The 7,600-nt window shown below is 51.2% G+C and carries 8 protein-coding genes; 5 read left to right on the top strand and 3 right to left on the bottom strand.

The window, feature by feature from the left end:
• From AACZ19_RS18045 to AACZ19_RS18035, 3 genes are all read right to left on the bottom strand, one after another.
• Positions 1 to 204: transposase (locus tag AACZ19_RS18045; RefSeq protein ID WP_339635912.1), on the bottom strand; the 204-nt coding region annotated here is incomplete at its 3' end.
• A gap of 120 nt (positions 205 to 324) precedes the next feature.
• Positions 325 to 1,617, bottom strand: a complete 1,293-nt coding sequence (locus AACZ19_RS18040; RefSeq protein ID WP_339635910.1) for a TRAP transporter large permease — start codon at positions 1,615 to 1,617, stop codon at positions 325 to 327.
• A 1-nt stretch (position 1,618) separates the two neighbouring features.
• Positions 1,619 to 2,161 carry a TRAP transporter small permease gene (locus tag AACZ19_RS18035; protein ID WP_339635909.1) on the bottom strand — a complete coding sequence of 181 codons (543 nt, stop codon included), beginning with the start codon at positions 2,159 to 2,161 and terminating at the stop codon, positions 1,619 to 1,621.
• A gap of 366 nt (positions 2,162 to 2,527) precedes the next feature.
• On the opposite strand from AACZ19_RS18035, the gene AACZ19_RS18030 reads away from it, so the two are divergent.
• From AACZ19_RS18030 to AACZ19_RS18010, 5 genes are all read left to right on the top strand, one after another.
• The gene (locus AACZ19_RS18030) at positions 2,528 to 3,694 is read left to right on the top strand and encodes a CoA transferase (protein ID WP_339635908.1); all 1,167 of its coding nucleotides are present in this window, start codon (positions 2,528 to 2,530) and stop codon (positions 3,692 to 3,694) included.
• Positions 3,609 to 4,562, top strand: a complete 954-nt coding sequence (locus AACZ19_RS18025; RefSeq protein ID WP_339635907.1) for an SDR family oxidoreductase — start codon at positions 3,609 to 3,611, stop codon at positions 4,560 to 4,562. Before AACZ19_RS18030 ends, AACZ19_RS18025 begins: the two co-directional genes overlap by 86 nt.
• A gap of 69 nt (positions 4,563 to 4,631) precedes the next feature.
• A complete protein-coding gene (locus tag AACZ19_RS18020) occupies positions 4,632 to 5,393 on the top strand; it encodes an enoyl-CoA hydratase/isomerase family protein (RefSeq protein ID WP_339635906.1) in 762 nt (253 codons plus the stop codon).
• A gap of 54 nt (positions 5,394 to 5,447) precedes the next feature.
• Positions 5,448 to 6,230: an enoyl-CoA hydratase-related protein gene (locus tag AACZ19_RS18015; protein ID WP_339635904.1), complete on the top strand. Its 783-nt coding sequence runs from the start codon at positions 5,448 to 5,450 to the stop codon at positions 6,228 to 6,230.
• Between the two features lie 193 nt (positions 6,231 to 6,423).
• Positions 6,424 to 7,584, top strand: a complete 1,161-nt coding sequence (locus AACZ19_RS18010) for an acyl-CoA dehydrogenase family protein (protein WP_339635903.1) — start codon at positions 6,424 to 6,426, stop codon at positions 7,582 to 7,584.
• The last annotated feature ends 16 nt before the right edge of the window (positions 7,585 to 7,600 follow it).

Raw genomic sequence — 7,600 nt, 5'->3', positions numbered from 1 at the left:
CTCAGCCTCAGACAGACCTTCCGCCTTACCGCCGCTGGAAAACACCCCGGACAATCCTTCCACAGCCTGTTTTTTCCACATACTCACCTGGTTTGGATGCACCCTGTGCTTCGCCGCAATTTCTTGAATTGTCCGATCTCCACGTAACGCCTCAAGCGCAACCTTGGCCTTAAACTGATCCAAAAACTTCCGTCGTTTCGTCATTTTTGCATCCCTTCGTCCCGTTGGGATACACCTTAACAAACTGTCCGAATTTATGGGACCACTTCAGACGTTGTAGATGGCGTCAGCGAAGCAACTCCGTCAATACCAAATGAATGCTGCTTATTTGACCAGATAAAGCGCTATTATGGGGAAAGCGGTTAGCAAGGCAACGACCATCAGCTCGATAAGCACAAATGGCATAACTCCCTTGAAAATTCTCATAAGCGTAATATCCGGCGCAATGGAGTTCATGACAAAAATATTAAGGCCCAACGGCGGCGTAATTAAAGCGATTTCGGCCATTACGACGATATAAATTCCGAACCATATTGGGTCTATTCCATAGTGCAGGATGATCGGATAGATAAAGGGCACTGTCAGGATCAACATAGCGAAAACGTCAAGCGCACATCCCAAAATCAAATATAGTATGGTGATGACAATGATGAATTGATAGGGGCCCAGATTCATGGCCTGAACAAAATCAATCATATTCTGGGTGATGCCGGTTACCGCAATAAATCGGGTGACGATATAACCGGACAGGATGATTGTGAACAGCATTGCGCTGGTGGTGATGGTTTCCGTTAGCGCCTCCCGCATTGCGCCCCATGTCAGTTTTCGTGAAATCAAACCATAAAAAATTACGCCAACAACTGCGATACCGGAGGCTTCCGTCGGTGTGAAGACACCCAAATAAATGCCGCCGATAATAAGTGTGAAGAGGGCAAGGATGGGCAAGGCTTCGATCAGAGAAAGCGCCGTTTCCTTTGCGGCGGGCCTTGGAATTGGCGGAGCTTTTTCAGGGTTGAGTGTTGCAATAATAATGATCAGGGCGCTGAAAAGGACGACGGTCAGCAGACCGGGGACGATGCCCGCAATAAAAAGATCGCCAATAGAGTTTTCCGTTAGAACGCCGTAAAAAATTAGAATGAGGCTCGGTGGTATGAGAATACCTAAAGTGCCGGCTGCAGACAATGCGCCAGCTCCCAGTTCCTGGTCGTAGCCATATCGCTTTAGTTCCGGCATAACGATACGGCCCATCGTCAGGACAGTTGCGGTACTTGATCCAGAAATAGCGCCAAAGCCGGCGCAGCCGAAAACAGAGGCAATTGCGAGCCCACCGGGGAACCGGCCCAGCGTGTTGGCGGTTGCTCTGAATAACCCGGCGGCAATTCCGGTATGATTAGCGATATTTCCCATTAACATGAACATCGGAACAGCAATGAGTACAAAATTCGTACCTTCATGAAAGTAAACAAGGGTGGACTGGCTAAGCGCCTGTTGAACGCCCATGACCATGACGATCCCGCCAATGCCGACAGTACCAAGGGCGAAAGCAATGGGTACGCCGGCAAAAATCAGCACAATCATGATAGCGAGACCGAGATAGCCTATGACAATATGCTCCATTTTACTCTACTCCGGTTTCTTCAATGACATCTGGCCGCTGGCGCTCCGCAGTTTTCGATGCAGGCATCAGTTTCAGAAGTGTTGTAACAACCAATTGGACGCATAATAGTGAAAAGACGATCAGCATGATGAACTGGAACGGCCATATGGGAATGTTGAGTTCTTCCGTTGCGTCCGAAATCATAATTGAAAAGTGATAGTCATCGAATGACTGACGCGCGAGTGCGCCGAACAGGATTATTCCGCAGAACATGGAGAGAACCTCTATGCCGAGTTGCATCCATCTCGGCATCATGTCGAAAAACAGATCCATACGGATATGCTTTTGCGTTAATGTCGTGAAGTTGAGGCCTAATGTGAATACCAGGAGTAGAAGAAACTGGCTTGCTTCGACTGCACCCAGGATAGGTTGATTGACAAAATAGCGCATCGTGACGTCAGCCGCAATCACCAGGGCGAGGGCTGGCAGGGCAACAAATGAGGCGAAAAGATGGATCAAATTTATTAACCATCTCAGCGCGTTGGCGAATTTTTCAACAATCATGTCGTTACCAGGGCGCTATCAAGTGAATAGCCACCGAGAAGCCGGTTCGTCATTGTTCCCTCCCTATGTTCCCTGCCATAATGGCCAATTCCTTTCGCACATTAGTTATTGTTACTGTTTAAAGCGTTGGGAATTTAAATATCCTGTCTTACGTACTGGCTCTCCATTTTTTTGTGCGATGGACCTGACGACTATATGTTAGTTTACACTATTGTCTAGATGGTTGACATTATACATACCATACAGATAGTATCTTATTATGCAAGATGAGAAACATGTTGCCGATGGCATAAAATATAAATAACCGCCATCCGCCATATGTGTTCCGGACATATCGCTATTTATGGCCAAGAATTGGGAGGCCCAATGTTGCCGCTTGAAGGAATACGAGTACTTGACTTTACCCAGATGGTCGCCGGCGCGCTTTCGACCATGTTGCTGGGCGATCTGGGGGCTGATGTCATCAAGATCGAACCGCCAGAGGGAGATGCCATGCGGCGCACGGGCAACACCGCCGTCGAGGGATTGGTGGAGAGCGAGGCTTCTCTCAGCTTAAGTCGCAACAAGCGAAGTATTATCCTCGATTTGAAGAGTGCTGCTGGTAAGCAGGCTGCACTGGATCTGGCCGCCCAGGCGGATATTGTTGTCGAAAATTTCCGCCCGGGTACCATGGATAAACTCGGGTTAGGATATGATGAATTGAGTAAGCGCAATCCGCGCCTTGTTTTCTGCGCTGTTGCGGGATTTCGGCCAGACAGCAGATATGCCAAGAGACCCGCTCTCGATCAGGTTATTCAGGCTCTCTCCGGACTGATGCAACTCAATGGCTCAGAGGAATCGGGTCCGATGCGTACCGGCTTTCCTTTCGTCGATGTTTTCTCACCTACGCTTGCTACCATAGGCATTATGGCGGCGCTGCGTCGTCGTGACCTGACGGGGGAGGGAGGGCGAGTGGACATGTCCATGATGGATGCCGCTATTTTTGGTATGATCCCGCGCGAAGGCTACTATTTTATGACAGGCGAAACGCCTGCCCGTATGGGCAACAAACATTATCAGGTCGTGCCTTGCGAAAGCTATTCCACAGCAGATGACCGGCAAATTCAGATCATAGCGCATCAGGAAAAATTCTGGCACACGCTCACCGATGCGTTGGCTGACCCGGAACTGGCTGCTGATCCCCGTTTTTCAACGAATGCTTTGCGCGTTGAAAACAGAGATGTTGTTGACGAATGGGTCGGGAGGCTCATTCGCTCGCGGCCCATGGTTGAGTGGCTGGAGTGTTTCGAAAAAGCCGGTGTTTTATTTGCGCCTGTGCGAACATTGGACGAAGTATTCAGCGATCCGGAGGTACGTGATCATATGGTGATTGGGGTTGAACATCCCCAGCTCGGTACGATCAATTTGCTCGCTAACCCAATAAATATTTCAGGTTGTGACACACTTTATGAACTCCCTCCACCCATGCTCGGTGAGCATACCCGCGATGTTATCGACAAGGATGGGAAGGTGCTGCCTGGTGCCTGGCGTTAAAACCGATAGTACGAGGTATCATCCAATTTTAAGCTCATTCACTTCAACGAAAACAAATCAGGAAATTAAGGACATGGATATAAAACTCAATAACAAAAGTGTCATCGTCACGGGTGGTGCTTCGAATATTGGACGTAGCATTAGCTTGGCCTTTGCTGCTGAAGGTGCCCATCTGACCATTGCTGATCTGGACGAGGAGCAGGCGGGCAAGGTTGCCACACAAGCACTTGAGCTGGGGGCTGCTTCCGCGCACCCCATAAAAGCCGACGTCGCCAACTGGGATAGCGTGCAGGCAATGGTGGTTGAGGTGGAAAAGCGGCACGGCAAGGTGGATGTTTTGGTAAATAATGTGGGCTGGACGCGGGATGCCGTCTTTACGGAGAAGACGCGAGAGGAATGGCAACGTGAAATCGACCTTAATTTGTGGGGCACGATTAACTGCACACGTGCGGTGCTTGACGGCATGATCAAGGGCGGTGGGGGCTCTGTGGTCAGCATCGGCTCGGATGCTGGTCGTATGGGTGAATTCCGTGAGGCTGTCTACGGCGCATGCAAGGCGGGCGTTATCGCTCTGATGAAATCGTTGGCTCGGGAAAATGGCCGCTTTGGTGTTCGCTTTAACGTTGTGTGCCCCGGAACGACAATGCCGGATTCAGCGGAAGAAGTGAGTGAAAATAGCATCTGGATCAATGAGATGAAGGAATGGAATACGCCGGAAATGCGGGAGCGTATTTCGAAAGCATATCCGCTGCGCCGCATCGGCAGGCCGGACGATATTGCCTCCGCTGTATTATTCATGGCCTCCGATGCTTCTAGTTTTGTTACGGGTCAGACGTTGAGCGTCAGCGGCGGCTATACGATGATGTAGGCATGGTCAAAGTTTCGTGGGTGCCTCGCGGGGGACCCATTCCTCTTTTCGCGGATCGAAGGGTAATTTATGTTTGATTTTTCTGTGAAAGACCGAGTCGCGACGGTCTCAATGCGCAACGAGCCAGTTAACGCGCTGACACTTGCTTTCGTCGAGCAATTGGAGCTGTTGGTGGACGATCTGGAGACGCGCGACGACTGGAACGTCGTAATTATTCGCAGCGATCTCAAGATATTTTCGGCAGGCGGTGATTTAGCGGGAATGTTGTCCTGGATGAGCGCTGCGGACGCCGACAAGCGAGTGGCGGCTTATGCACACCGCGTTCAGCAACTTATGGCGCGGTTTGAAAACCTTCCGGGAGTCACCATTGCTTTTGTTGAGGGAGCCGCGTTGGGCGGTGGATTGGAACTTGCGCTTTCCTGTGACCTGAGGATTGCCACGGCAAAGGCGAAATTTGGTCTGCCGGAGCTCAAAGTGGGATTGCTTCCAGCCGCAGGCGGTACGCAGCGGCTGACGCGACAATGCGGTCGCGGGGTGGCAACACGAATAATGCTGGTGGGGGACATTCTTTCCGCAGCGGAAGCGGTCCACGTTAATTTGGTTGAAATGCTGTGGGAAAATGATCAGGCTGAAGCAGAACTGGCGGTAATTGCAGGACGTATTGCTGCAATGCCACGGGAAGCCCTTGGTATTGTCAAAGGCTGTATTGCAGGGCAGGACGCGGCCGATACTGACGGTTTCGCGCTGGAAATCATCGGGATTGAGAAGCTGGTCGCAGGCGGCGAGGCAAAAAAGCGTATTGCCCGCTTTATGCAACGGCCAGACGCCTGACGGAACGGGTAAAATGATTGGATATTGGTGCAAATTTCAGCGTGAGGACATGTAATGACGGATAAAAGCATTCTGCTTGAAAAAAACAATAAATCGGGTGTTGCCATACTGACATTGAACAGACCCGATCAGTTTAATGCGTTTAACCGGGAAATGGTCAATCTGTGGGCTGATACGCTGATCGATATCACGTCGGATAAAAATATTCGCGCGATGGTCCTGACAGGAGCGGGAAAGGCCTTTTGTGCCGGCGGCGACATGGATGAGCTGGATAGCTTTCTCACAATGAATATGTCTGAGCGTAAGTCATTTCTTTTTGACAATGTCTATCGGGTGATGCGCCAGGTCCATAGTATGGACATCCCGATAATTGCCGCTCTCAATGGCACCGCACGCGGTGCCGGGCTTGATATGGCGCTGATGTGTGATATCCGTATCGCGGATCGTTCTGCGGTTTTTGCGGAATCATATATTGCCATGGGCCTTATGGCTGGCGACGGCGGTTCCTATTTCCTGCCACGTCTTGTCGGGCTTTCCAAGGCATTGGAATTGCTTTGGACGGGCGATGCTATAAGTGGTGAAGAGGCCGCGCAAATCGGCATGATATCGCGTGCAGTCGAGGATGGGCAGGCACTTGCCGAAGCGGTGAAGCTTGCTGAACGTATTGCGAAACAACCCACAGAAGCAGTTCGGATGATGAAACGTGCGGCCGTTCAAAGTTTTTCAACAACGTTGGATTCTCATCTCGACATGATTTCGTCCCATATGGCCATTCTCGAAGATAGCTCGGCATTCAAGGAGCGGGTAGGCGCATTCCAGGCGCGGCGCCGGAAGTAATCCTTGAATTGACAAACTATCTGGATAGAATGTAAAATAGATTTCAAGCTAGTCCATACGGATGTAAATTTGTGCGGTCTGAAACAGGGTTTCTATTTAAAATAGATAGCGTCTGCCTTTCGCCGCCGACCATGTCAGTGTGAGGAAGATCTAGCTGAAATGCCGCGACAGATGGCAAGAAGGGGAGGAAAAAATGTTTGCACTTACAGGCGAGCAAAAGCAACTGCAGGCGCATTTTCGCCGTGTTGCGCTCGAGCGTTTGGCGCCGCGTGCTGATGAAATTGACGCAACTGGCGAATATCCTCAGGATATGTTTGAACTGTTGAAGTCGTTGGAGCTCTTTCTGCTTCCCTTTCCGGAAGAATATGGCGGTACCAACAGCATGCTTTCTTCATGCATCGCGGTGGAGGAATTTTCCCGTATCTGCTTTAACACGGCCTATATCCTTGTTGTTCAATGGGTGCCGATTGGCGCAATCATTGAGGGAGGTACTCAGGCGCAACGCGATAAATACCTGCCGCCACTTGCCAGGGGTGACGCGCGCGCGGCCATCTCGGTAACCGAACCACAAAGCGGTTCGGACGTCGCCGGTGTTGTCTGCCGGGCGAAGAACGTACCGGGAGGTTATCGACTAACGGGCACCAAGGCCTGGTGTACAAATGCCAGTAAATCAGATTTCATTTTGGTTGCTGCCCGCATCTCTCGCGACGACAAAGAACGCGGCGGCCTGAACCTCTTCATTGTCCCGACTGGCGCTGAAGGACTGGAAATCGGTCCCAAAGAGAAAAAAGCCGGCGGACGTGGAGTGCCGTCCCATCCGCTTTATCTCAACGATGTGTTTGTGCCGGAAGAAGACCGGCTGGGCGAGGAAGGCCGGGGTTTCAAGATCGTCATGCAGACCTTTAACGCCTCCCGGCCAATTGTCGGCGCGCGTGGCGTGGGGCTTGCGCAAGGTGCGCTGGACAAGGCTGTTAATTTCATCAAGACACGCGAAGGATTTGGCCAGCCAATTATCGACTTTCAGGGAATGCGCTGGATGCTCGCCGATATGGCGACCTCGATCGAAGCGGCCCGCAACCTTGTTTATCGGGCTGCGAGCGAGGTTGACGCCGGGACGACAGGCAACGAACTGGCATCGCTTGCTGCCATGTCAAAATTGTTCGCAACTGACGTCGCGATGAAAGTCGCCACAGATGCAGTGCAGGTCTACGGATCGTCCGGCATTTCAGATGATTTTCCGATCGGGCGCTATATGAGAGACGCGAAGATGCTGCAGATCGTGGAAGGCACGAATCAAATCCAGCGCAACATCATTGGCCGTTTGCTGGTGGACGCTGCAAGACAGGAAAAATAGACCGAATTAGCTGCTC

Source organism: uncultured Sneathiella sp. (assembly GCF_963973085.1).
GTDB lineage: Bacteria > Pseudomonadota > Alphaproteobacteria > Sneathiellales > Sneathiellaceae > Sneathiella.
Note: the sequence above shows the minus strand (reverse complement) of the source record. Positions and strands in the feature narration are given on the sequence as shown.

Excerpts from the sequence above, each read along its gene's own strand:
- AACZ19_RS18040 (WP_339635910.1), bottom strand. The coding sequence starts at position 1,617 with ATGGAGCATATTGTCATAGGCTATCTCGGTCTCGCTATCATGATTGTG.
- AACZ19_RS18035 (WP_339635909.1), bottom strand. The coding sequence starts at position 2,161 with ATGATTGTTGAAAAATTCGCCAACGCGCTGAGATGGTTAATAAATTTG.
- AACZ19_RS18030 (WP_339635908.1), top strand. The coding sequence starts at position 2,528 with ATGTTGCCGCTTGAAGGAATACGAGTACTTGACTTTACCCAGATGGTC.
- AACZ19_RS18025 (WP_339635907.1), top strand. The coding sequence starts at position 3,609 with ATGAACTCCCTCCACCCATGCTCGGTGAGCATACCCGCGATGTTATCG.
- AACZ19_RS18020 (WP_339635906.1), top strand. The coding sequence starts at position 4,632 with ATGTTTGATTTTTCTGTGAAAGACCGAGTCGCGACGGTCTCAATGCGC.
- AACZ19_RS18015 (WP_339635904.1), top strand. The coding sequence starts at position 5,448 with ATGACGGATAAAAGCATTCTGCTTGAAAAAAACAATAAATCGGGTGTT.
- AACZ19_RS18010 (WP_339635903.1), top strand. The coding sequence starts at position 6,424 with ATGTTTGCACTTACAGGCGAGCAAAAGCAACTGCAGGCGCATTTTCGC.